Consider the following 24,309-nt stretch of genomic DNA (forward strand, 5'->3'; position numbering starts at 1 on the left):
CCCGTCCCACCTGCAGTACGACACGAAAGTTCTCACCGTCATGTCTGAGACAACTGGTGCCAGCTACGCAGCGGCGGGCGTCGACATCGAGGCGGGCGACCGCGCCGTCGAGCTGATGAAGGAGTGGGTGAAGAAGACGCAGCGCCCCGAGGTCCTCGGTGGCCTCGGCGGCTTTGCCGGCCTCTTCGACGCCTCGGCCCTCAAGCGCTACGAGCGCCCGCTGCTCGCCTCCGCCACGGACGGCGTCGGCACGAAGGTCGACATCGCCCGGCAGCTCGGCGTGTACGACACCATCGGCCACGACCTGGTCGCGATGGTGATGGACGACATCGTGGTCTGCGGCGCCGAACCGCTGTTCATGACCGACTACATCTGCGTCGGCAAGGTCCACCCCGAGCGGGTCGCCGCCATCGTCAAGGGCATCGCCGAGGGCTGTGTGCTCGCCGGCTGCGCCCTCGTCGGCGGCGAGACCGCCGAGCACCCCGGTCTGCTCGGCCCGGACGACTTCGACGTGGCCGGTGCCGGCACGGGCGTGGTCGAGGCGGAGCACCTGCTCGGCCCGGATCGCATCCGTACGGGTGACGCGGTGATCGCCATGGCGGCCTCCGGCCTTCACTCGAACGGGTACTCGCTCGTCCGTCATGTCCTGCTGAACCAGGCGGGTCTCTCCCTGGACGCCGAGATCGCGGAGCTGGGCCGCACCCTCGGCGCGGAGCTGCTGGAGCCCACCAAGATCTACTCGCTGGACTGCCTGGCCCTCACCCGCACCACCGAGGTCCACGCCTTCAGCCATGTCACCGGCGGCGGTCTGGCGGCCAACCTGGCCCGGGTGATCCCCGACACGCTGCACGCCACGGTCGACCGCTCCACCTGGACCCCGGCCCCGATCTTCGACCTCGTCGGCAGGACCGGCCAGGTCGAGCGCCTGGAGCTGGAGAAGACCCTGAACATGGGCGTGGGCATGATCGCCATCGTCCCCCAGGAGTCCGCGGACGTGGCCCTGACGACCCTGGCCGACCGTGGCGTCGACGCCTGGGTGGCAGGCGAGATCACCGACCGAGCCGACCACCCGACCGGCGCGCAACTGGTGGGCGACTACGCGCGAGCCTGAACGCCGACGCGCCCAGGGGGGCAGGCCGAAGGCCGCCCCCAGGGGCGCGAGGAACTGCGCGAGAACGCACGACGCACCCGCAGCCGCCAGATCACAGTGGCACCCGAGCTATGAGGCGCCCCAGCCCCGAGCGGAGCGAGACCGCACAAAACCCGGTCCGGAGGTGGAAACCCACCCGGACCGGGTAAGCGCGGCGTTACGGCGTCAAGCCCCGCGGCGATGCGACGCGGGACCGGACTCGTCGTCCTCGTCCTCATCGTCGTCGTTGTAGAGATCCGCGTACTGGGCGTACGGGTCGTCGTCGTCTTCGTCATCCTCGAACGGCTCGCCATTCGGCGGCTGGCTCGAAGTCGAAGCGCCCAGCTCATTGGCCAGACGCGACAAATCAGTCCCGCCGCTGCTGTACTTCAGCTGGCGGGCGACCTTCGTCTGCTTGGCCTTTGCCCGGCCGCGCCCCATGGCTCGACCCCCTCGGATACGGGGCTCGATGGCCCCAGAGTCTTGACACGCGTTCATGATCTGGAACGGACTCTCCATGGAGAGACCGGTCCGTAGGGCTTCCACGGTACCTGAGCCCACGCCCATACGGTACGTCGCCCGCAGGACGTGCCCGTGCCCAGAACCTGCGAGGAGCCCTTTCCCCGCTGGTCAAAGGTGATTTTAACCGTTTCTGGGCGGGCGACCCGCCGACGGAAGTGAGAGTTCTCTCTAAAGCCGCCGGCGGGTACCGGCCGGCGCCGCGCGAAGAGCCCGCGGCGCCGGCCGTCCGGACTCAGTGGCCGCGGCGCAAGGCCGCCTCGTGCATCCGCTGTTCGGCGATCCGGTCGGCCGCGGCGGCCGGCGGAATCCCATCCGCCTTCGCACGTGCGAAGATCGCCAGAGTGGTGTCGTAGATCTTCGCGGCCTTCGCCCTGCACCGCTCGAAGTCGAACCCGTGGAGCTCGTCGGCGACCTGGATGACCCCGCCCGCGTTCACCACGTAGTCCGGCGCGTAGAGGATCCCGCGGTCGGCGAGGTCCTTCTCGACGCCGGGGTGCGCGAGCTGGTTGTTGGCCGCGCCGCACACCACCTTGGCGGTGAGGACGGGCACGGAGTCGTCGTCGAGGGCCCCGCCGAGCGCGCAGGGGGCGTAGATGTCGAGCCCCTCGGTCCGGATGAGCGCGTCGGTGCCGGCGACCGCGGTGACCCCTTCGGGGTGCCGGTCGAGGATCCGCCGTACGGCGTCCTCGCGGACGTCGGTGATCACGATCTCGGCGCCCTCGGCCAGCAGATGGGCCACGAGGTGGTGACCGACCTTGCCGACGCCCGCGACGCCGACCCGGCGGCCGCGCAGCGAGGGATCGCCCCAGACGTGCTGGGCGGAGGCCCGCATGCCCTGGTAGACGCCGAAGGCGGTGAGTACGGACGAGTCGCCCGCGCCGCCGTTCTCGGGGGAACGGCCCGTCGTCCAGCGGCACTCGCGGGCGACGACGTCCATGTCGGCGACGTAGGTGCCGACGTCGCAGGCGGTGACGTACCGGCCGCCCAGCGAGGCCACGAACCGGCCGTAGGCGAGCAGCAGTTCCTCGCTCCTGAGCCGCTCGGGGTCGCCGATGATCACGGCCTTGCCGCCGCCGTGGTCGAGGCCGGCCATGGCGTTCTTGTAGGACATCCCGCGCGCGAGGTTCAGCGCGTCGGCGACGGCCTCCGCCTCGGTCGCGTACGGGTAGAAGCGCGTGCCGCCGAGAGCGGGGCCGAGCGCGGTGGAGTGGATGGCGATGACGGCCTTGAGGCCGCTGGCCCGGTCCTGGCAGAGCACGACTTGCTCGTGACCGCCCTGCTCCGACTGGAACAGGGTGTGCAGGACGCCGTCAGATACTTCGGTCACTGTGGTGACTCCTGGGTAAGAAGCGGCGGTGGGGTACAGGCTCCCGTACGGGTGGCGGGGTCTGTGGGGATGAGAGTAGAGCCTGCGTCCGCCGTACAGCGGCGCAGCTTCAGGATCACCCCACGGGTGGAGTAGGCACGTGTGCGATCCGCACAGTTTTCCGGCCCGCCGGTGGGCGGGTTCGGCAGGTTTCCCCGGTGGCAGCCGGGGGAGGGAGCAGGCGTGCCCAAGGTGTCCTCGGTGATCGTCCCGTACGCGTCCTACCTTCGCGTGTACGAGCCGCTGGCGGCCTTCCCCGAGCCGGAGCGCGGCCACTGGACCCGCTACGCCCGGCGCACCGACCGGCCCTCGTACCAGGACGAGCTGCGCCGCTCGCTGGCCGACCTGCTGCCGACCCCGCCGGTCCCGGTGCCGGTGCACGAGAGCGGGGACGCCTTCGTGCTGGAGGCCGACGGGGTGGTCTGTGTCTGCCCCTGGCGGACCCGGCTGCGCGGCTGGCAGGCGCTCGGCGATCTGGCCGAGGAGCTGCCCGCCCCGGTCCTGGACGCGGTGCTGCCGCCGCTGGTGCGCCGCCAGGCGAGCCAGGACTACGAGCGGTGGATGGCCGGCAACCCCGACGCCCGCCCGTGGATCCGCACGGCGACCTGGCAGGTGCCGCTGAACTGGTTCGTGCTCGTCTCGGACGAGGAGCGCACGTACGAGAAGGGATCCGGCGAGAATTCGCCGGTGCTTCGCTATCGCACGCCCATGGTGCAGGCCCGGCGGCGGGTGGCGCGGGGGCTGCGGACCCTGCGGGACACCGTCGACGAGGGGCCGCTCGTCGACGGTCTGGTCGATGTGGGCCGCTGGCTGGAGGAGTTCCATCCGCGCTCGCTCGTCGAGCTGGACTACGGCGGCCTGGTGCACGTCCTGCCCGCCGCCGAGCTGGACGGCGACCACTCGGCCGCCGATGTGGCCGAGGGCATCGAGGCCCTGCGCGAGGGGGACGGGGCGGCCGCCGGGGCGGCGTACGGGCGGCTGGTGGAGCGCTGGCGGGCGGTGCGGGACCGGCGCTCGGCCAACTGAGACCGCCCTCGGCGATCAGATTCGAGCACTCGGCGAGCAGAACCGGACTGATCCGGTTGAACCGACTCAACCCCGCAGCCGTACATGTGACGTGTGGGGGCGGTGGGCAAAGGCTTTCCATGGAGGCCGAACCATGGTGAACTGTCCACCCTTGACCAAGGCTTGACACCGCGCAGTTATCTGCGAGGTGTCACAGGGGGGACGTAGGTCCCGATCCGGGCTTTTGCGTCAAGAAGCCGCCAAGCGTGACGGATTGCACTTACGCGGGCCTTGCCTCTTACGCACCTCCTCGTGTCAAAATAGGACAAGGAGCCCGGGGGAGGCTCCTTCTGCCCGCGTATGGGTGGAATCTCAGCATTGCACGCTATTGGGGGGTCTTGAGACTCCTGCACGCCACTGTGACTGATCGTCACAGTGGCGTGACTGTCCGCTATGGCATGGTCCATCGGCATCCGTCGCTGATGAACACCTGGGAGGGCAATTCCATCGGTTTGGCCGACGCGGCTGGACAGATGGTGTAGTTGTAGTGCCGAGGACAAGCCGTTCGTCCTATAACCGACTCGACTCGCGTCCGCCATTTCGGGCAACGCGGGTCAAGGTGCAGAATTTAGAGGAAAGAACCGAGAAGGTTCGGTTCTCCCGAGGAGGCCGCTCATGACCGCTCGCACCCCTGATGCCGAGCCGCTGCTGACCCCGGCTGAGGTCGCCACCATGTTCCGCGTCGACCCCAAGACGGTCACGCGGTGGGCGAAGGCCGGCAAGCTCACGTCCATCCGCACGCTCGGCGGACACCGCCGTTACCGCGAGGCTGAGGTCCGCGCACTGCTCGCGGGCATCCCGCAGCAGCGCAGCGAGGCCTGAGACCTCGCCCGACAGGGCATTTCGGCTGGTCCCCCATCGGCCGGGCGCCCGGAAGCACCACCGCTCGAACCGCTTTGAACGACGCGGGTTCTGCCCCAACAGATCCCACGCCCCAGCCACACAGAACTTTCCGGGAGGCCCCAGGTCCCCCGGGCATCGGTCAGGCAAGCACCAAGGGTGCGTCGTAGATCGCGCTGGACTCCGCCGGGTCCAGCGCGATCTTTTTTGTGCGCCGAACGGCGGGTTCCCGGTCCGGAAGCGACAGGTTGTGCGCGGGCTTGTCGGACTCTGGGGAGGCCTGTCGGATCTCCTGTGCAGGCCCCGGGAGACTGGTGCAATTGCACATATTAAATTGACCAGTTGTAGGAGACCGGTAAGAACCCGCGTTTCGAAAACTCATGCAGTGACACCCGTCACATGGCGGGATGCTTGTTGCCCGATCGGCATCTGCGGTAGAGGGGGCGGGAGTTGCCCGTCGCGCGCCCTCGCCGGGTACGTTCCCTCCGGGGCGCGTCTCACGCCTTGGAGGGCGCCCCGTCCTCCGCGGCGTCCTCCGCGCCGTCCTCGCCGCCCGTCCCGTGCTCCGTGGCCAGCCGCAGCAGGCGGTGGCAGATCGGACAGTGGCGGGTGAGGTGGCGGTACGACGAGGCGGCCGACAGATGAGCGCGGAGCAAGGCGCGGGTCTCGTGCCGAGCGGACGCCGTCATACGCCACCTCCGGGGTCTCGGGGCCCTGAGTCTGAGGTACCGGCGGAATGTGACGCCGTCAACCCCGCCCGGGCCGGAGGGAAGGCCGCAAGCCCCTTCCGCGGGCGCGGGAGCCGCACGATCCGGCACAGGCGCCCCGCACGCCCCCGTCCGCCTCCACGGGGATCAGGGGAGGCCGGCGCGCACCCGGCCCTCGACCACCGGGGCAGCGCCCGGTGTCGAACAGCGAGAAGGCCCGCATCCGTTCGGATGCGGGCCTTCTTCTTCGTGCGGTCCTGACGGGATTTGAACCCGCGGCCTCCACCTTGACAGGGTGGCGAGCACTCCAAACTGCTCCACAGGACCAGGTTTCGCAGTCCGCGCCTTGTTGCCGCGCTGGCCTGCGAGAAGAGACTGTACAGGAGCGGGTGCCCCCGCGCGAACTCACTTTCCGTACGGGGGCGGTTACGGCACCGCCGCGTCGATCGCCTTCACGATCCGCTTGTCGGAGACGGGGTAGGCGGTGCCCAGGGCGTGCGCGAAATAGCTCACGCGCAGCTCCTCGATCATCCAGCGGATCTCCAGGACCGACGCGGGCACGGGCCGTCCCTGGGGCAGCTGTTCCCGCAGCCAGGCGTACTCGTCACGCATCTCGTGGACCTTCTCCATCCGGGACGTGTCCCGCTGCACGCCGGTCGGCATCTGCTGCAGCCGCCGGTCGGCCGCCACCAGATAGCGCATCAGGTCCGGCAGCCGGCGCAGTCCCGCCTCCGTGACGAACCCCGGCTTCACGAGGGCGTCCAGCTGCCCCCGTACGTCCGCCAGGTTGGCGAGGAGGGCCGGGCTGCGCATGGACTTCAGACGGCGCTCACAGGCCTGCCAGGCGGCCAGTACCTGCTGCACCTGGCCGACCGTACGGACCGTGGTGTCGACGATCTCCGCGCGCACCTTGTCGTACAGCTTGCGGTACGACGACTCGTCCCAGGCGGGTCCGCCGAAGTCGGCGATCAGCTTGTCGGCCGCCGCCATGGCGCAGTCGTCGAACAGCGCCTGGATCGAACCGTGCGGATTCGCGGACAGCGCCAGCTTCTGGGCGTTGGTGAGCTTTTCGCTCGCGAACTTCGCAGGGTTGACCGGAATGTTGCGGAGAATGAGCCTCCGGGTGCCCTTCCACATCGCTTCGGTCTGTTCCGCCTCGGTGTCGAAGAGGCGGACGGAGACCGTGCCGGCCGCCGGACCGTCGTCGACGAGAGCCGGGTACGCCTTCACCGGCTGCCCCGCGCGGCGGGTCTCGAAGACACGGGTGAGCGAGCCGATCGTCCAGTCGGTGAGGCCCTTGCGCTCCAGGGACTCGCCGCCCTCGCGTTCGGCGGTCGCGGCGGCGGCCTGGGAGAGGGCCTGACGGGCCTTCGGCTTCAGCCGCAGCCGCAGCGACTCCAGGTCCTTGTCCTCGGCCAGCTTCCGGCGCCGCTCGTCGACGATCCGGAAAGTGATCTTCAGATGGTCGGGGACCCGGGACCAGTCGAAGTCCTCGGGCGTCACCGGGACGCCCACCATGCGCTTCAGCTCGCGGGCCATCGTCACCGGCAGCGGCTCCTGGAGGGGCACCGCCTGGTCGAGGAAGCGGCGCGCGAAGTTGGGCGCCGGCACGTAGTTGCGGCGGATCGGCTTGGGCAGGGAACGGATCAGCTCCGTCACCACCTCCTCCCGCAGCCCCGGGATCTGCCAGTCGAAGCCCTCGTCGGTGACCTGGTTGAGGACCTGGAGGGGGACGTGGACCGTCACACCGTCCGCGTCCGCACCCGGCTCGAACTGGTAGGTGACCCGGAACTTCAGCTGCCCCTGCCGCCACGAGTCCGGGTAGTCGGCCTTGGTGACCGCCTCCGCCGACTCCCGGATGAGCATCGCGCGCTCGAAGTCCAGGAAGTCCGGCTGCTCATGGCGCTTGTGCTTCCACCAGGAGTCGAAGTGGGCGCCGGAGACCACATGCTCGGGGACCCGCTGGTCGTAGAAGTCGAAGAGGGTGTCGTCGTCGACCACGATGTCCCGGCGCCGGGCCCGGTGCTCCAGCTCCTCGACCTCGCTGAGCAGCCGGCGGTTGTCGGCGAAGAACTTGTGGTGCGTACGCCAGTCGCCCTCGACCAGCGCGTTGCGGATGAACAGCTCACGGCTCGCCTCCGCGTCGACGCGCCCGTAGTTGATCTTCCGCTGGACGACGATCGGCACGCCGTACAGCGTGACCTTCTCGTACGCCATCACGGCCGCCTGGTCCTTCTCCCAGTGCGGCTCGCTGTACGTGCGCTTCAGCAGGTGCCCGGCGAGGGGTTCGACCCACTCGGGCTCGATCCTGGCGTTGACGCGGGCCCAGAGGCGGCTGGTCTCCACCAGCTCCGCCGACATCACGAAACGCGGGGGCTTCTTGAAGAGGGCCGAGCCCGGGAAGATCGCGAACTTGGCGTTCCGGGCGCCCAGATACTCGTTCTTGCCCGTGCTCCGCCCGCTCTCGCCCCCGGTCTCCTTCACGTCCTTCATGCCGATGTGGGAGAGCAGACCGGCCAGCAGGGAGAGGTGGATGTGCTGCTCGGGGGCGTCGTCCTCGTTGAGATGGATGTCCATCTGCCGGGCGACCGTGCGCAGCTGGCTGTAGATGTCCTGCCACTCGCGGATCCGCAGGAAGTTCAGGTACTCCTGCTTGCACATCCGGCGGAACGACGACGAACCGCGCTCCTTCTGCTGCTCGCGGACGTACCGCCAGAGGTTGAGATAGGCGAGGAAGTCGCTCGTCTCGTCCTTGAAGCGGGCGTGCTGCTGGTCGGCCTGGGCCTGTTTCTCGGCGGGGCGCTCGCGCGGGTCCTGGATGGACAGCGCGGCGGCGATCACCATGACCTCGCGGGCACAGCCGTTCTTGTCGGCCTCGACGACCATCCGGGCCAGCCGCGGGTCGACGGGCAGCTGGGAGAGCTTGCGGCCCATCGGGGTCAGCCGCTTGCGGACGTCCTTCTGCGCCGGGTCGAGCGCGCCGAGCTCCTGCAGGAGCTGGACGCCGTCACGGATGTTGCGGTGGTCCGGCGGATCGATGAACGGGAACTTCTCGATGTCGCCGAGACCGGCGGCGGTCATCTGCAGGATGACGGAGGCGAGGTTCGTCCGCAGGATCTCCGCGTCCGTGAACTCGGGCCGCGCCTCGAAGTCGTCCTCGCTGTACAGGCGGATGCAGACACCGTCCGACGTACGGCCGCAGCGACCCTTGCGCTGGTTGGCGCTGGCCTGGGAGATCGCCTCGATCGGGAGCCGCTGGACCTTGGTGCGGTGGCTGTAGCGGCTGATGCGGGCGAAGCCCGGGTCGATGACGTACTTGATGCCGGGGACGGTGAGGGAGGTCTCGGCGACGTTCGTGGCCAGCACGATCCTGCGGCCGGTGTGCGGCTGGAAGACGCGGTGCTGCTCGGCGTGCGAGAGCCGTGCGTACAGCGGCAGGACCTCGGTGAACCGGTAGTTCTTCTTGATCAGGGCGTCGGCGGTGTCCCGGATCTCCCGCTCCCCGGAGAGGAAGACGAGGATGTCGCCCTTCCCCTCGCCCTGCAGCTCCTCGACGGCGTCGCAGATCGCGGTGATCTGGTCCCGGTCGGCGTCCTCGCCGTCCTCCTCCAGCAGGGGGCGGTAGCGCACCTCCACCGGATACGTACGGCCGCTGACCTCGACGATCGGCGCGTCGCCGAAGTGGCGGGAGAAGCGCTCGGGGTCGATGGTCGCGGAGGTGATGACGACCTTGAGGTCGGGGCGCCTGGGCAGCAGCTGGGCGAGGTAGCCCAGCAGGAAGTCGATGTTGAGGGACCGCTCGTGGGCCTCGTCGATGATGATCGTGTCGTAGGCGCGCAGCTCGCGGTCCGTCTGGATCTCGGCGAGCAGGATGCCGTCCGTCATCAGCTTGACGAAGGTGGCGTCCGGGTTCACCTGGTCGGTGAAGCGGACCTTCCAGCCCACGGCCTCGCCGAGCGGCGTCCGCAGCTCCTCGGCCACGCGCTCGGCGACCGTGCGGGCGGCGATACGGCGGGGCTGGGTGTGCCCGATCATGCCGCGTACGCCACGCCCCAGCTCCATACAGATCTTGGGGATCTGCGTCGTCTTGCCGGAGCCGGTCTCACCGGCGACGATGACGACCTGGTGATCGCGGATCGCGGCCGCGATGTCGTCCTTCTTCTGGCTGACGGGCAGCTGCTCGGGGTACGAGACGGCCGGCACGCGCGCGGCGCGCTCGGCCATGCGGGACTCGCCCCTGGCGACCTCCGCCTCGATCTCGGCGAGCACGGCGGCCCGGGCCTCGGGCTTGCGGATCTTGCGCGCGCCTTCGAGCCTGCGTCCGAGCCGGTGCGCGTCGCGCAGGGACAGCTCGGCCAGGCGGGGGGCGAGGGCGCCGAAGGCGGGGGCAGGTGGCGTAGACATACGGAACCCAGGATCTCACCTCGACGAAACGAGGGGCGAACGCTTTTGCGTCCGCCCCTCGTCGTGTGCCTGTGATGCGCGTTACCGCACGTCGACGTAGTCCTCCGCGCCGGCGCCCGCGAAGTGCTTGCTGTCGGGCTCCAGGTGGACGGGCACCCAGGTGCCGTCCATCGGGGCCTTGATGCCCTTGGCGAAGGAACCGTTCGCCTTGGTCTTGACGGTGCCCATCAGGTACCAGTCCTTCTCGCCCCGGGGCCGGAACAGGATCTGGACCCGCTTGCCGCCGTACGCCTTCCAGCTGGTCCAGCCCACCGTGCTCGCGGGCTTGGCCTCCTGGAGGACGCCCTTCACGGTGAGGGTGTGGTTCTTGCGGACCGGCTCGGGGGAGGCGCCCGCGCCCTTGATCCGGGTGAGGGCCTTCACCTTGCGCATCGCCTTGCTGGTGGTGCCCTTGAAGTCCCGCTTGCTGTCACCGGCGTAGCGCAGCCGCCAGTAGCCGTCCGGGTTGCCCTTGAGACCCTCGACGATGAACTGCGACCCGAAGCCGGTCGTGACCGTCTTCTTGGTCGTCCAGCCGGTCTTTCCGTCGGCGGAGTACTGGATGCCGACCTTGATCCGGCCGCTGTAGTAGTTGCCGGACAGGTCGACGCTGCCGGTGATGTCGAGCTGGGCCCGCTCGTTCTGCGCCGCCGTGAACTCGGTGAACCGGCTGGTCGAGGTGACCTTGGCCTTCACGTCGGCGGTCGCGGTCCGCTGGATCCAGGGGTTGTACGGGTAGGGCGGGAAGCCGACCTCGAAGGTGGTGTCGCCGTACACGCGCCTGACGAAGGTGAAGCGGCCGGCGGCGTCGCTGGTCGCCTCGGTCGCGTCCGTGATGCTGCTGTTCTTGTAGTCCAGCTCCAGCGGGATGCCCGCCAGCGGCTTCCACTCGGCGCCGCTGCGGTACTCCAGCCGTCCGGTGACCTTCATCTCGGCGTTCGCCACGACATGGAAGCTGCTCTTGTCGAGGAGCAGGCGGGTCGCCGCGGCCTTGGGCGTGATGCTGACCCAGGGGACCGTGGCGTAGCCCAGGTCGCTGCGGTACTCGGCGCGGGCCCAGCCGCCCTGGCTCACCTCGCGGGCGAGCGAGAAGTGACCCTGCTCGTCGGTGGTGACGGTCTGCTCGACCGAACTGCCCAGGTCGACGTCGACGGACGCGCCGGGCATGGCCTCGGTCGCCCGCGTGCTGGGATCGCGGAGAACCAGATCGCCGGTGGCCGTGACGAGCTTGTCGTCGATGTTCGGCTCGGTCGGTGTGACGGAGAAGCCCGAGATCACGGGCTGCTTCTGGTAGCGCAGCACGCCCGCGTTCTGCTGGACGGTGGTCTCGCCGCCGCTGGTGGTGGCCTCGACGTCGATCGTGTACTCGCCGAGGGCGTCCAGGTGGACGGGCGGGGAGGACCAGGTGCCCTCCCAGGAACTCGCGAAGTACGTCTGGGTGAACTCGGTGACCGTGGCCACCGGGGTGTCCGTGTCGGCGCTGCCGAGCGGACGCAGCTTCGCGGTGATCTTCTTGACGTCCTCGCCGACCGCGCTGCCGTGGCCCAGGCGTACGTCGATGACCGACCAGTCCGCCGAGTCGCTGGACGCCTCCTGGACGACCGGAGCGGCCGCGTGGGCCGTGCCCGGTATCGCGAAGGTGGAGAGCAGGACGGCACCGGCCGTCACGAGCCCCCTGGTGATGTGTCTCAAGAACCCCCCATGGTTCTCGGTGGGCCGCGGCTCCGCGGCGGCCTCACTGTGAGCGACGAAAACCCCCTCCGGTCTCCCGGAGGGGGTTTTCGCGCGATGTGGCTGGGGCCGGGGTCGAACCGGCGACCTATCGCTTTTCAGGCGATCGCTCGTACCAACTGAGCTACCCAGCCGCGGTGCTTCGTGAGAAACACCAGCGGTCCTGACGGGATTTGAACCCGCGGCCTCCACCTTGACAGGGTGGCGAGCACTCCAAACTGCTCCACAGGACCAAGCTTGTGCGGGACTAGTCTCGCACACGATTTTGCGTGCCCCCAACGGGATTCGAACCCGTGCTACCGCCTTGAAAGGGCGGCGTCCTAGGCCGCTAGACGATGAGGGCTATCGGCCCGCCTGGGCGCTTTGTCAGCGCGTCGGGGACGTGAGAAGCATATGGGATGGCAGGAGGTATCGCCAAAACGGTTTACGGGCCGCCGGGGGACCCGTTGGGGGACCCGCCCGTGGACGTCCTTCCGGAGGGCGACGGGGACCGCTCGTCCCCCGGCCGGGCCCCCGGCTGGTTCTCCTTCGGCAGATGGCGGCTGACCTCCGCCGTCGTCAGCCCCAGGCCCCCCAGCCTGATCTCGTCCCACGCCTGGAGACGGCGCGTGTCCCGGTCGAGGTAGAGGACGGACGCCTCGATCGGATCGGGGTTCCTGCCCTCCACGGCCCGCAGGCCGCTGCCGCCGGTCGAGCCCTCGATGCGCAGCCGGGTCCCCTGGCTCAGCATCTCCATCTCCTGGTGGTGCAGGTGCCCGGCGAGCACCAGCGGGACCTGGCCGTCCGTCTCCCGGGCGGCGTCCGGGTTGTGCGCGACCGCGATGTCCACGGGGGTGCCCGCCGCCTTCTGGGCGCGCAGGGCGTCCGCCAGCCGCTGCCCGGCCTCCTCCTCGGACGGCAGGCCCGCCTTCCCGGTCGAGCGGTCCGGGGTGAACTGCGGGTCCCCCGTCCCCGCGAACCGCAGCCCGCCCACGGTCACCGCCTTCCCCTCGTCGAGGACGTGGGTGTGGTCGATGCCCTCCATGTAGCGCTGGGTCAGCAGCGAGTCGTGGTTGCCGCGCACCCAGACGTACGGGGCCCCGAGGTCGGCGATCGGGTCGAGGAACCCGTTCTCGGCGGCGCTGCCGTGGTCCATGGTGTCGCCGGAGTCGACGATGACGTTGATCTCGTACTGCTCGACCAGCGAGGCGATGATCTTCCAGCTCGCGGGGTTCAGATGGATGTCGGACACGTGCAGGACGCGGATGGTCGTCGGGTCCGGCTGGTACGCGGGGAGCGTGGACGTGACGTCGTACAGCTTGGTCACGTTCGTCACCAGGCGGGCCAACTCCTTCTGGTAGACGTCGAATTCGGTGACGATGCTGCGTGCGTTCCCCACCAGTGACGGCGCGGAGGAGAGCAGGCCGGAGAACTTCGGCTCCAGGACGGAGTTGGGGTTCCAGGTGGCGGCGGCGGTGCCTCCGGCGCCGGCCAGCAGCACGAGGGCGAGGCCGCCGGCGGCGAGGGCACGGCGGGGGCGGCGGTACACGGCGAGCCCGAGCGCGGTGGCCCCCGAGACGACGGCGACGCCGGAGCGTACCGCCAGGTCGACGGTGCCGTGCCGCACGTCGCCGGCGATCTCCTCCTGCAGCCCGGAGATCCGCTCGGGGTGGTCGACCAGGGCCTGGGCCCGCTCCGGGTCGAGCTGGTCGACGTTGACGTCCAGGCGTACGGGGGCGTGGTGGCTGTTCAGCTCCAGGGCGCCCAGCGGCGAGACGTTGATCTTCGTGCCGCCGGTGAGGGAGGGGCGCAGCGTCATCGTCGTGTTCATGGGGCCGACGGGGGTGCGGACGTTCCCCACGACCAGCAGCCCCAGCCAGGCGCCGACCAGGACGACCGCGACCAGGCCGAACGCCCGTTTCCAGGGGTGGGGGCGCCGGGCCGGCTCGGCGGTCGGGTGCGCGCGGCGGGACCGGTGGCGGCGGGCCAGGGCGCGGAGGCACCGGCGCAGGGCCGTGCGCGGGGAGCGCGGGGTGTCGGCGGCGGAGGGGTCGGCGGGGACGCGTGCCATTGGTCGCGTATGCCCAGGGGTGGGGGCGGATATGCGGAGGGGGCGGGCGGGGGCCGGGGGTTTCGCCCGGTCGTCGCACGGGTGCGGCCGCGGCCCCGCCGTCGTACGGAGCGGGCCGGGTTCGCCGTGTCCGGCGGGGGCCGTGTGCCGCCCGCGTCTCTCGTACCCGCGTGTCGTGCATGACAATGGCCGTGTGCTGGAGATGACGCGCGAGGAGTTCGAGGAACTGGTCGCCGAGGCGTTGGACCGGATTCCGCCGGAGCTGACACGGCTGATGGACAACGTGGCGGTGTTCGTCGAGGACGAGCCGCCCGCCGACGACCCGGAGTTGCTCGGGCTGTACGAGGGGACTCCGCTCACGGATCGCGGGGAGTGGTACGCGGGGGTGCTGCCGGACCGGATCACGATCTACCGCGGGCCGACGCTGCGCATGTGCGAGACACGGGAGGACGTGGTCGCGGAGACCGAGGTGACCGTGGTGCACGAGATCGCGCACCACTTCGGGATCGACGACGCACGGCTGCACGCGCTGGGGTACGGCTAGGAGCGGCGGGCGCCGGAGGGTCGCGTGTCCTCTTGCGGGCGGCGGGAGTTGGGCAGGGGGACTCCCCTTCACGCCCCCCTCGGAGGTGGCCGCCGTGCGCGCCTTGAACGTATCCGTCCGTCTGGCCGCCGCGGTCATGGCCGTAGCGGCGGCGGCCGGCTGTATGAGCGTGGGGGACGAGGCGCGGGAGCCCGGGTCGTCGCCGACGGCGGGGCAGCCGGGCGGTGAGAAGCCGGACGGCGGTACGGCGGTGACGGACGCGGGCGGCACGGGATACCGGTCCGGGCAGGGGAAGCGGCCCGGCCACGCCTCGCCCGGCCCGTCCTCCTCCCCGTCCCCCTCCGTGTCCGCGTCGGCCTCCGGGAAGGCCGGGCCTTCCGGGAAGGCGACGCCGCCGAAGGGGGACGGGGGCGAGGGGAAGGGGGAGCGGCCGGAGAAGCCCGAGCCGCCGAGGGGAGAACCGTCCCCGCCGCCGGTGGTGGAGCCCGAACCGGAGCCGACCGAGCCGGCGGAGTCGCCGTCGCCCCCGCCCGAGCCCTCGGCCGAGCCGTCGTCGTCGGCGCACGAGCAGGGCGCGCAGCTGATGGAACGCGAGCCGGCGCCGCAGGCGGGGGACGCGGTGTAGGGCTGCTCCACAGAGGTCCGAAGGAGCTGCCCCGCCGATGCTGTATGGTGATGTATCTGCCGCCGTTTGACGTCGGCCCTCACCCCCGCCCGAATCGATCGGGCCCGGACCTGCGGACATCCGCCCGGTTTGCCTAGAGGGGTGGCGGGTGCGTATGGTGGCAGATCGTTTGATCCCATTGCCCCATTGCCCGGCGCCATCACAGAAGCGCGCCGTGTGGCGCGTACTCTCCCTTGCCGTGGCGGACCGCATAGAGGCGGTCGTGTGCGAATCACGGAGTTGACGGGCGCGTGCCGACGAGACTCCGGAAGGTTTCGCATACGCATGTCCATTTCCAGTACTGATCACGTCGTCGTGCCCGAGAACGGCGAAGACGTCGACACTCTCGCGAGCGTCGAGAACGGCTCCGCCGAGAAGGCTCCCGAGGTGACGTTCGCGACGCTCGGCCTTCCCGAGGGCGTCGTGCGCAAGCTCGCGCAGAACGGCGTGACCACCCCCTTCCCGATCCAGGCCGCGACCATCCCGGACGCCCTGGCCGGCAAGGACATCCTCGGCCGCGGCCGCACCGGCTCCGGCAAGACGCTGTCGTTCGGTCTGCCGCTGCTCGCGCAGCTGGCCGGCGGCCACACCGAGCGCAAGAAGCCCCGCGGTGTCATCCTCACCCCGACCCGTGAGCTCGCGATGCAGGTCGCGGACGCCCTCCAGCCGTACGGCGACGTCCTCGGCCTGAAGATGAAGGTCGTCTGCGGCGGTACGTCGATGGGCAACCAGATCTACGCCCTGGAGCGCGGCGTCGACGTCCTCGTCGCCACCCCGGGCCGCCTGCGCGACATCATCAACCGCGGCGCCTGCTCGCTGGAGAACACTCAGATCGCCGTCCTCGACGAGGCCGACCAGATGTCGGACCTGGGCTTCCTGCCCGAGGTCACCGAACTGCTCGACCAGGTCCCGGCCGGCGGCCAGCGGATGCTGTTCTCCGCCACGATGGAGAACGAGATCTCCACGCTGGTCAAGCGCTACCTGAGCAACCCGGTGACGCACGAGGTCGACAGCGCCCAGGGCAACGTCACGACCATGTCGCACCACATCCTCATCGTGAAGCCCAAGGACAAGGCGCCGGTCACCGCCGCGATCGCCTCCCGCAAGGGCCGCACGATCATCTTCGTCCGCACCCAGCTGGGCGCCGACCGCATCGCCGAGCAGCTGCGCGAGGCCGGGGTGAAGGCCGACGCGCTGCACGGCGGCATGACCCAGGGCGCCCGCACCCGGACGCTGGCCGACTTCAAGGACGGTTACGTCAACGCGCTGGTCGCGACCGACGTGGCCGCCCGCGGCATCCACGTCGACGGCATCGACCTGGTCCTGAACGTGGACCCGGCCGGCGACCACAAGGACTACCTGCACCGCTCCGGCCGTACGGCCCGCGCGGGCCGCAGCGGCACGGTCGTGTCGCTCTCCCTGCCGCACCAGCGCCGGCAGATCTTCCGCCTGATGGAGGACGCGGGCGTCGACGCCTCGCGCCACATCATCCAGGGCGGTACGGCCTTCGACACCGAGGTCGCCGACATCACCGGCGCCCGTTCGATGACCGAGGTCCAGGCCGAGTCGGTCGACAACGCCGCGCAGCAGGCCGAGCGCGAGGTCGCCCAGCTCACCAAGGAGCTGGAGCGGGCCACGCGCCGCGCCGCCGAACTGCGCGACGAGGCCACCCGGCTGACCGCGCGTGCCGCGCGGGAGCGGGGCGAGGACCCGGAGGCGGCCGTCGCCGCCGCCGCGGAGGCCACCGCCGTCGCCGCCGTCGAGGCGGACGCCCCGGCGGCCGAGGCTCCGGCCGCGATCGCCGAGCAGCCGGCCGAGCGTCCCGCGTACGAGCGTCCGGCGTACGAGCGTCCGGCGTACGAGCGTCCGGCGTACGAGCGTCGTGACGACCGTGGCGGCAGCGGCTTCCGCCGGGACAACGACCGTGGCGGGTTCCGCCGCGACGGCGAGCGCGGCGAGCGCGGCGGGTTCGACCGCCGGGACGACCGTCGTGACGGTGACCGTGGTGGGCGTTCGTTCGAGCGTCGTGACGACCGTGGTGGCAGTGGCTTCCGCCGGGACAACGACCGTGGCGGGTTCGAGCGTCGGGACGGCGAGCGCGGTGGGCGTTCGTTCGAGCGTCGTGACGACCGTGGTGGCAGCGGCTTCCGCCGGGACAACGACCGTCGGGACGGCGACCGTGGTGGCCGTACCTTCGAGCGTCGTGACGACCGTGGTGGCAGCGGCTTCCGCCGGGACAACGACCGTGGCGGGTTCGAGCGTCGGGACGGCGAGCGCGGTGGGCGTTCGTTCGAGCGTCGTGACGACCGTGGTGGCAGTGGCTTCCGCCGCGACAACGACCGTGGCGGCCGCTCCTTCGAGCGTCGCGACGAGCGTGGCGGCCACCGGGGCAGCGACCGTCCGTTCAACCGCGACCGCCAGGGCGGTGACCGTCCGGGCTTCCGCTCCGGCGGCCACGAGCGTCCGTACGGCCGTCGTGACGACCACCGCGGCTCCGGCTCCGGCACCGGCTCGTCCTTCGGGCGCCGTGACGACAAGCCGCGCTGGAAGCGCAACGGCTGATCCGCTCGCCGAGGCCGGTGGCTGACGCCGGCTGACGACTGAGAGCAGTTGAAGGGCCCGTACGACTCCGGTCGTACGGGCCCTTCGCGTGTGTTCGGCCCCGCCGGTCCCGCATCGGCCGGTCTCCGCCGATTTTCGGCCACCGTGTGGCGCATATCACGTCCCCGGAGAGGGAATTGCTGGGGGCATGACAGATGACGACATAGCCCGTGGGGCGGCCGGGGCTTCGGCTCCGGACTCTGTGTCGGTCTCGGTGTCCGACGAGGAGCGGTTGGCCCAGCTGGGCTACACGCAGGTCCTCGCCCGCCGTATGTCCGCGTTCTCCAACTACGCGGTCTCCTTCACGATCATCTCGGTCCTCTCCGGCTGTATGACGCTCTACCTCTTCGGCATGAACACCGGCGGGCCCGCGGTGATCACCTGGGGCTGGGTCGCGGTCGGCCTGATGACGCTCTTCGTGGGCCTCGCCATGGCCGAGATCTGCTCGGCCTACCCGACCTCCGCCGGCCTGTACTTCTGGGCCCACCGACTGGCGCCGGAGCGCAGCGCGGCCGCCTGGGCGTGGTTCACGGGCTGGTTCAACGTGCTCGGCCAGGTCGCCGTGACCGCCGGCATCGACTTCGGCGCGGCGTCCTTCCTGGCGGCCTATCTGAACCTGGAGTTCGGCTTCGAGGTGACCCCCGGCCGGACGATCCTCCTCTTCGCCGCGATCCTGCTGCTGCACGGCCTGCTGAACACCTTCGGCGTCCGGATCGTCGGTCTGCTGAACAGCATCAGCGTGTGGTGGCACGTGGTGGGTGTGATCGTCATCGTCGGCGCGCTCGTCGTCGTCCCCGACAGCCATCAGTCGGCGTCGTTCGTGTTCACGGAGTTCGTCAACCACACGGGCTGGGGCAGCGGGCTGTACGTGGTGCTGCTGGGCCTGCTGATGGCGCAGTACACCTTCACCGGGTACGACGCCTCCGCCCATATGACCGAGGAGACGCACGACGCCTCGACGGCCGGCCCCAAGGGCATCGTCCAGTCCATCTGGACGTCCTGGGTGGCGGGCCTGGTCCTCCTCCTCGGCTTCACCTTCGCCATCCAGTCCTACGACGGCGCCCGCGAGTCGGCGACCGGGGTGCCGCCCGCGCAGATCCTGCTCGACGCGCTCGGCGTGACCGGCGGCAAACTGCTCCTGCTCGTCGTCATCGGCGCACAGTTGTTCTGCGGCATGGCGTCCGTCACGGCCAACAGCCGCATGATCTACGCCTTCTCGCGCGACGGCGCGCTCCCGTTCTCGCACGTCTGGCACACCGTCAGCCCGCGCACCCGCACCCCCGTGGCGGCGGTCTGGCTGGCGGCGGGCGGCGCGCTGCTCCTCGGCCTCCCCTACCTGATCAATGTCACCGCGTACGCCGCCGTCACCTCCATCGCGGTGATCGGCCTCTACATCGCGTACGTCATCCCGACGCTGCTGCGGCTGCGCAAGGGCGACGCGTTCGAGCGCGGCCCCTGGCACCTGGGCCGCTGGTCGCGGGTGATCGGCGTCATCGCGGTGGTCTGGGTCCTCTTCATCACCGTCCTGTTCATGCTCCCGCAGCTGTCCCCGGTCACCTGGGAGAACTTCAACTACGCGCCCGTCGCCGTCCTGGTGGTGCTGGGCTTCGCGGCGATCTGGTGGGCGGCCTCCGCCCGCCACTGGTTCCTCAACCCCGGGCACGCGCGCAGTGTGGCGCGGGAGGCGGCGCGCAAGGGGGTGCCGGAGCCGCTGGATCCATGACCCGGTGACGGGGCGACAGGGCAGGGACCGTTCGCCGACCCGGCAACGGCCAACTCGCCCTGCTTCCGGCGATCTTCCGTCCGTTCTGTTCTGCGGCGGACCTTTTTGCGGCACTCCGACGCGGCCGGGTCACCGATACCCGATCGGACTCCCGGCCACGTCCGGCTATGCTCGGGGAGGCAACATCGCCTGGGCCCTTAGCTCAATTGGCAGAGCAGTGGACTTTTAATCCATTGGTTGTGGGTTCGAGTCCCACAGGGCCTACCGATGCGGGGGAGGGGAAACCCCCTCTGACCTGCTACGCAGCGCCTGAGTCGGCTTCGGTCGGGTCGGGCGCTGCTTCGTTTGCAAGCCACTGCGTGAGCGATGCGTGAGCGGATGCGTTCGTGGCCTGCGGATCGGGTGCAGCCTGGACGGACGAATCGGCAGCCGCCTGACGCGATCGCGGGATCAGCTTCGCTGCCTTCTCGGCGATGTCGCGGTCCAGCTCAGGGAGCAGGCTCGTGTATGTGTCCGAGGTCAGCGTGATGGTGGAGTGGCGCAGGGTCTCCTTCACCGTGTGGATGTCGCCGCCGCCTCCGTGCGTGAGCGTCGCGGCGACGTGACGAAGGTCCCGCAGGGTGATGGGTGGCAGGTCGGTCGTGGCCAGGATGCGGCGGAACGCTTCCGAGACCGTCTCCGGGTGGAGCCAGGAGCCGTCCTCCTTGGTGAACACCTTGCCGGTGTTCTGCCAGGCGGTGGACCACTCGGCGCGCTCCTTCTCCTGGCGGGCCTTGTGGTCGCGTAGGGCGGCGATGTTCACGCTGTCGAGCGCGATCGTGTTCGCGCTGCCGTCCGTCTTCGGCTCGGACTCGTAGGGGTCCCAGCCGTCCACCACGATCTCCTTGGCGGGGGTGATGAGGCCGGCGTCGAGGTCGATCTCGTGCCAGTCCTGGCCGACCGCCTCGCCGCGCCGGAGGCCGCGCGTGCCCATGAGGGGGAAGATCGCGTACAGGCGGTCGCCCTCGGCGGCGTCGAGGAAGGCGCCGAACTGCTGCGGGGTCCACACCATGACCGGGCCAGGCATCTCGCCCGTCTCGCGCCACCGCCGGACCCGCTCCTCCGTCCACAGGAGGGGCTTCGGGCGCCTGCCGGACTCCAACTCGACGTGGGAGGCCGGGTTGAAGGTGATCAGCTGCTGGGCGATCGCGGAGTTGAGGGCCGCGCGGAGAGTGCGGCGAATCGCCTGACGACTGGCCGGGCCGGTTGTCTTCCGGAACGGCTTCATCTCCGCCAGCTTGGCCCGTTCGGCCGCGAGCAGCTTCCGCTCGACTCCGACGGGGCGACCGGGCTTGCTCGGCTTGCAGCGGGTGATCTGCTCTCGCCGGGCTTCGTTCTCGGCCGCGATCACCTCGTTCTCGTCGGCGATCGCGTCGAACATCTCCACCAGGTGGCCGACGTTGAGGCGGTCGAGGCGTACGTGTTCGATGCGGGGCTTCAGGTGGACGCGGATGTGGGACGCGTAGCCGTTGAGCGTGGTCTTACGGCGCTTCTTCGCGGCGAACCACTGGTCGAGCCACTCGCCGACGGTGAGGCTGCCAAGGAGGGCCAGGCCGGCCCGCAGACGGCGGCGGGTCTCCTCGATGGCCGGCAGCGGGGCTTTCTCGACTGAGACCTCCTCCAACATGGCGACGAGGCGCTGGAGGCTGTCGGAGTCGTCCCTGTCCGCCAGGGCGAGCAGGGAGCGGACGTGGTCGAGGTCCGCCTGAGCGTCCTTCAGGGAGTCGTAGCCGGCGCGGCTGAAGGAGCGACGGGTGCCGTCGTCGTGGGGCGGGAGCTCCTGGCGTATGGAGTATGCGCCGTGCTTGCGGCTGGAGAGCTGGGGGCACTTCTTGCCGAGCGGTTTGCCGGTCTTGGGGTCGCGGCAGTAGCAGCGGCGGTGGGTGGAGCCCTTCAAAGGCGTTCCTCCGGGGTGGTGTTGGGTTCTTCTTCGGGTGGGTCGACGTCGCCCAGCGCGGGGGGTAGACGGGGTGGGGTGGCGCCCTCCTCGCGGAGCTCGCGGCGGAGGTGGCGGAGGTTGTACTTGGCGGAGATGGCCTGGTCGGCGTACTTGGTCCGCTTGCGCTCGGCTTCCTCCTGCTGGGCGCGGCTGGTGGCCGTCTTGGCCGCGAACCGGGCCTGTTCTTCCTCTTCGAGGGCGGCGAGGGCGGTTTGTACGAGGCTGGCGTGGCGCTCGAAGTCGGGGACCAGGCCCGCGTCGTACATCGGCACCTCCTCTTCACCGGTGAAGTGCCGTAGCGCGTCCCAGGTGGGGATGAGGTGCTGGAAGGGGAGCTCCTGGGTCTGCTCGACGTAGCCGACCGGGAAGATCAGGCAGACCGGGTACGTCTCCAGGGCCGCCGCCAGGACCATGACGTCCACGAGCGGCAGATTGGCCCGGCGGCCGGACTCCATGTTGGCGATCACGTTGCGCGGGATGTGATGCCCGAGCTGTTCGCACCGGTCCGCGAGGTCCTGAGCGCTCCATCCCATCTCCTTCCTTCTGCGCCGGACTTCGCCGGCCACGTTGGCCTTGACCCGGTCTGCCCATTCCGGGAAGTCGTCCTCATCAGCATCCACACCGCGTTGTGTCATGCAGACACATTAGCTTGGTCATGATGGTTGGTGCATGCCTGGAGTCGGACGTGATGGGCGCGTTCGCCGAGGGCTGTACCGAAAGGGGTGCGCTGCATGCGCGAAGAAGCGACGACCGGGCAGTCGAAGGGCTTGAAGGGGATGAGTCGGGAAGAGCTGCTTGCTCTCCCTGTATCGGTTGACCTGGAGACGGGCAACCGTGCTCTGGGACTCGGGCGGAGTAAGGGGTATGCGCTGGCGAAGCGGGGCGAGTACCCGTGCAAGGTGCTGCGGCTCGGCAACGCCTACCGGGTCGTGACCGCGGATCTGCTGGAGCTGCTCGGGCTGGCGGCGTGAAAGCGAGGCAGCGTAGCAGACGGTTCTGCGCTGAGCTGACACAGAAACGCTGGACTGTCGACGGGCGTGGACGTACTGTCCGTGTTCCCTCGGGGAACAACGCGAGCGTCCCGTCTCGGGACAGAGCGAGTGTTCAGTCTCTGAACGCAGCGAGCCTCCGGCGCGGTAACGCCGGAGGCTCGGGAAACCCCGCCGCCCGCATCCAACGAACGATCCGCGCGCACCGGGCCTGCATGCCCGGTGGCGCAGAAGAGGAGCCGCCTTGTGCAACCTACGACACCCGAGCCCTATTCCGCGCCCGGTACCGCCGCCTGGCCGCTGGTCGCGGTGCCGGGCAACCCCGACCAGCGCGAACCCGAGAACACCGCGCCGGTCGAAGCCGCCGCGCCCTCGGACACACCCCTGGATCCGGAGCCGACACCGGGCTCGGCGCTGCTGGACGAACTGCGCGCGAAGATAGCCAGGTTCGTGATCCTGCCCTCGCCGGAGGCGCTGGACGCGGTCACGCTGTGGGTGGCGGCGACGCATCTGCAGCCCGCGTGGCAGCACGCCCCGCGTCTGGCGGTGGTGGGGCCGGCGAAGCGCTGTGGCAAGTCACGGCTGCTGGACGTGCTCACCGAGACGGTCCACGAGCCGATGCTCACCATCAACACCACACCGGCTGCGGTCTTCCGGTCCATCACCGAGGAGCCGCCCACCCTGCTGGTGGACGAGGCGGACACCATCTTCGGCACGCCGAAGCAGGCGGAGAAGAACGAGGAGATGCGCGGCCTGCTCAACGCCGGCCACCAGCGCAACCGGTATGTCACCCGGGTCGTCGGCAACGACCACACCCCGCACCGGTTCGCCACCTTCGCCATGGCCGCGCTCGCGGGCATCGGCGACCTGCCCGACACGATCATGGACCGGTCGGTGGTGATTCGTATGCGCCGCCGGGCCGAGGGCGAGAGCGTCAAGCCCTTCCGCTCCCGCCGCGACACCCCAGCCCTCCACGACCTGCGCGACCGCATCGCCGCCTGGGCCCGGCCGCTGCTCGACGAGGCCGCCGACCTGGAACCGGCGATGCCGGTGGAGGACCGCGCCGCCGACACCTGGGAACCCCTGGTGATCGTCGCCGACCTCGCCGCCGGCCCTTGGCCCTGCCTCGCCCGCGCGGCGTGCGCGGAGATGGTGGCGGCCGAAGTGGCGGCCGAGGAGGACCACCCCAGCTCAGCGCGGATCCTGGCCGACATCCGCCGGGTCTTCGTAGCCCAGCGGGAGGTCGACAGCCTCTCCACGGACGAACTCCTGCACCACCTGCGCCAGGACATGGAAGGTCCGTGGGCGGAGTGGGGTCGCAAGGGGCTGGGCCCGCGTGAGCTCGGCTCGCTGCTGCGCGCCTTCGACATCAGGCCCGGCAACGTCCGCCTCGCCGACGGCACCCAGCGCAAGGGCTACACGCGCAACAAGTTCCTCGACGCGTGGCGGCGCTACTGCCCCACCGTTCACTCAGTGAACGCCGAACCCACCACCCCAGCCTCGGGCTGAGCCGCGCCTCCCCCGGTGACCGTCCCTGCCGTCCCTGCCGTGATCCCGCAGGTCAAACGGCATGCGGCCGGGACGGAAACCGGGGACAAGACGGCAACGCGATCATGACGACCGCACGGCCACCAACCTGACGCTGCCCCGATCCGTCTTGTGCCGTCCCGGGCGTCCCCGCCGTATCACCGCAGGTCACCGCGCATACGGCCGGGACGGCAAGACGGATGCGATCCGTCCGTGGCCACCGAACCGCAGCACCCGCCGCCCGTGTGTGCCCCAGGACGCGCCGGCGCCGCCAGGACGGAACACCAGCCCTCCTGCCGTACCGGCCCTGACCTGCGCTTGCAACGGCCAAGACGGCTAAGACGGACCACGCCATCACCCCCAGGAGAACCCCGCTTGACCACCCTCTCCACACCCACCCACCGGGACCGTCGCCCTGACGGAGGGCGGC

At 70.2% G+C, this 24,309-nt stretch carries 17 protein-coding genes and 5 tRNA genes; 10 read left to right on the forward strand and 12 right to left on the reverse strand.

Going from position 1 to position 24,309, the window contains the following annotated elements; translation table 11 throughout:
- Positions 1-40 precede the first annotated feature (40 nt).
- On the forward strand, positions 41-1,111 hold the full coding sequence (gene purM, locus PYR72_RS25960) for a phosphoribosylformylglycinamidine cyclo-ligase (protein WP_275457545.1): 1,071 nt from the start codon (positions 41-43) through the stop codon (positions 1,109-1,111).
- 204 nt (positions 1,112-1,315) lie between these two features.
- On the opposite strand, the gene PYR72_RS25965 is transcribed toward purM, so the two are convergent.
- Together PYR72_RS25965 and PYR72_RS25970 are read right to left on the reverse strand one after the other, a co-directional pair.
- On the reverse strand, positions 1,316-1,570 hold the full coding sequence (locus PYR72_RS25965; protein ID WP_275457546.1) for a DUF3073 domain-containing protein: 255 nt from the start codon (positions 1,568-1,570) through the stop codon (positions 1,316-1,318).
- Between the two features lie 313 nt (positions 1,571-1,883).
- Positions 1,884-2,978 (reverse strand): Glu/Leu/Phe/Val dehydrogenase dimerization domain-containing protein, encoded by a 1,095-nt coding sequence (locus PYR72_RS25970; RefSeq protein ID WP_275457547.1) that lies wholly within the window; start codon positions 2,976-2,978, stop codon positions 1,884-1,886.
- Positions 2,979-3,200: 222 nt separating this feature from the next.
- Between PYR72_RS25970 and PYR72_RS25975 the strand changes: the two genes are divergently transcribed.
- A complete protein-coding gene (locus PYR72_RS25975) occupies positions 3,201-4,043 on the forward strand; it encodes a hypothetical protein (protein ID WP_275457548.1) in 843 nt (280 codons plus the stop codon).
- A gap of 654 nt (positions 4,044-4,697) precedes the next feature.
- A complete protein-coding gene (bldC, locus tag PYR72_RS25980) occupies positions 4,698-4,904 on the forward strand; it encodes a developmental transcriptional regulator BldC (protein WP_003949541.1) in 207 nt (68 codons plus the stop codon).
- Positions 4,905-5,419: 515 nt separating this feature from the next.
- Here bldC and PYR72_RS25985 read toward each other — a convergent pair.
- The 8 genes from PYR72_RS25985 to PYR72_RS26020 form a co-directional block, all read right to left on the reverse strand.
- The gene (locus tag PYR72_RS25985) at positions 5,420-5,611 is read right to left on the reverse strand and encodes a DUF6274 family protein (protein ID WP_275457549.1); all 192 of its coding nucleotides are present in this window, start codon (positions 5,609-5,611) and stop codon (positions 5,420-5,422) included.
- Between the two features lie 270 nt (positions 5,612-5,881).
- Positions 5,882-5,956 (reverse strand) — tRNA-Asp (locus tag PYR72_RS25990).
- 99 nt (positions 5,957-6,055) lie between these two features.
- On the reverse strand, positions 6,056-10,033 hold the full coding sequence (hrpA, locus tag PYR72_RS25995; RefSeq protein ID WP_275457550.1) for an ATP-dependent RNA helicase HrpA: 3,978 nt from the start codon (positions 10,031-10,033) through the stop codon (positions 6,056-6,058).
- An 81-nt stretch (positions 10,034-10,114) separates the two neighbouring features.
- Positions 10,115-11,764 carry a hypothetical protein gene (locus tag PYR72_RS26000; RefSeq protein WP_275457551.1) on the reverse strand — a complete coding sequence of 550 codons (1,650 nt, stop codon included), beginning with the start codon at positions 11,762-11,764 and terminating at the stop codon, positions 10,115-10,117.
- A 99-nt stretch (positions 11,765-11,863) separates the two neighbouring features.
- A tRNA-Phe gene (locus tag PYR72_RS26005) sits at positions 11,864-11,937 on the reverse strand.
- Between the two features lie 24 nt (positions 11,938-11,961).
- Positions 11,962-12,036: transfer RNA gene (locus tag PYR72_RS26010), tRNA-Asp, on the reverse strand.
- A gap of 37 nt (positions 12,037-12,073) precedes the next feature.
- Positions 12,074-12,146 (reverse strand) — tRNA-Glu (locus PYR72_RS26015).
- 81 nt (positions 12,147-12,227) lie between these two features.
- Positions 12,228-13,853: a metallophosphoesterase gene (locus PYR72_RS26020; protein WP_275457552.1), complete on the reverse strand. Its 1,626-nt coding sequence runs from the start codon at positions 13,851-13,853 to the stop codon at positions 12,228-12,230.
- Between the two features lie 193 nt (positions 13,854-14,046).
- Between PYR72_RS26020 and PYR72_RS26025 the strand changes: the two genes are divergently transcribed.
- The 5 genes from PYR72_RS26025 (at position 14,047) to PYR72_RS26045 (ending at position 19,649) form a co-directional block, all read left to right on the forward strand.
- Positions 14,047-14,397: a metallopeptidase family protein gene (locus tag PYR72_RS26025; RefSeq protein WP_059249887.1), complete on the forward strand. Its 351-nt coding sequence runs from the start codon at positions 14,047-14,049 to the stop codon at positions 14,395-14,397.
- Positions 14,398-14,482: 85 nt separating this feature from the next.
- The gene (locus tag PYR72_RS26030) at positions 14,483-15,022 is read left to right on the forward strand and encodes a hypothetical protein (protein ID WP_275457553.1); all 540 of its coding nucleotides are present in this window, start codon (positions 14,483-14,485) and stop codon (positions 15,020-15,022) included.
- A 324-nt stretch (positions 15,023-15,346) separates the two neighbouring features.
- Positions 15,347-17,623, forward strand: coding sequence for a DEAD/DEAH box helicase (locus PYR72_RS26035; RefSeq protein WP_275457554.1), 2,277 nt, complete (start codon positions 15,347-15,349; stop codon positions 17,621-17,623).
- Between the two features lie 187 nt (positions 17,624-17,810).
- On the forward strand, positions 17,811-19,385 hold the full coding sequence (locus PYR72_RS26040) for an amino acid permease (RefSeq protein WP_275457555.1): 1,575 nt from the start codon (positions 17,811-17,813) through the stop codon (positions 19,383-19,385).
- 191 nt (positions 19,386-19,576) lie between these two features.
- Positions 19,577-19,649 (forward strand) — tRNA-Lys (locus tag PYR72_RS26045).
- A 34-nt stretch (positions 19,650-19,683) separates the two neighbouring features.
- Here PYR72_RS26045 and PYR72_RS26050 read toward each other — a convergent pair.
- Together PYR72_RS26050 and PYR72_RS26055 are read right to left on the reverse strand one after the other, a co-directional pair.
- On the reverse strand, positions 19,684-21,321 hold the full coding sequence (locus PYR72_RS26050; protein WP_275457556.1) for a site-specific integrase: 1,638 nt from the start codon (positions 21,319-21,321) through the stop codon (positions 19,684-19,686).
- Positions 21,318-21,998, reverse strand: coding sequence for a helix-turn-helix transcriptional regulator (locus PYR72_RS26055; protein ID WP_275457557.1), 681 nt, complete (start codon positions 21,996-21,998; stop codon positions 21,318-21,320). Before PYR72_RS26055 ends, PYR72_RS26050 begins: the two co-directional genes overlap by 4 nt.
- Positions 21,999-22,094: 96 nt before the next feature.
- On the opposite strand from PYR72_RS26055, the gene PYR72_RS26060 reads away from it, so the two are divergent.
- Positions 22,095-22,334, forward strand: coding sequence for a hypothetical protein (locus PYR72_RS26060; protein ID WP_275457558.1), 240 nt, complete (start codon positions 22,095-22,097; stop codon positions 22,332-22,334).
- A 264-nt stretch (positions 22,335-22,598) separates the two neighbouring features.
- Positions 22,599-23,861, forward strand: coding sequence for a DUF3631 domain-containing protein (locus PYR72_RS26065; protein ID WP_275457559.1), 1,263 nt, complete (start codon positions 22,599-22,601; stop codon positions 23,859-23,861).
- Positions 23,862-24,309: the final 448 nt, after the last annotated feature.

The sequence above is a fragment of the Streptomyces sp. VNUA24 genome, assembly GCF_029167005.1.
In the GTDB taxonomy this organism is placed as follows: Bacteria; Actinomycetota; Actinomycetes; order Streptomycetales; family Streptomycetaceae; genus Streptomyces; species Streptomyces scabiei.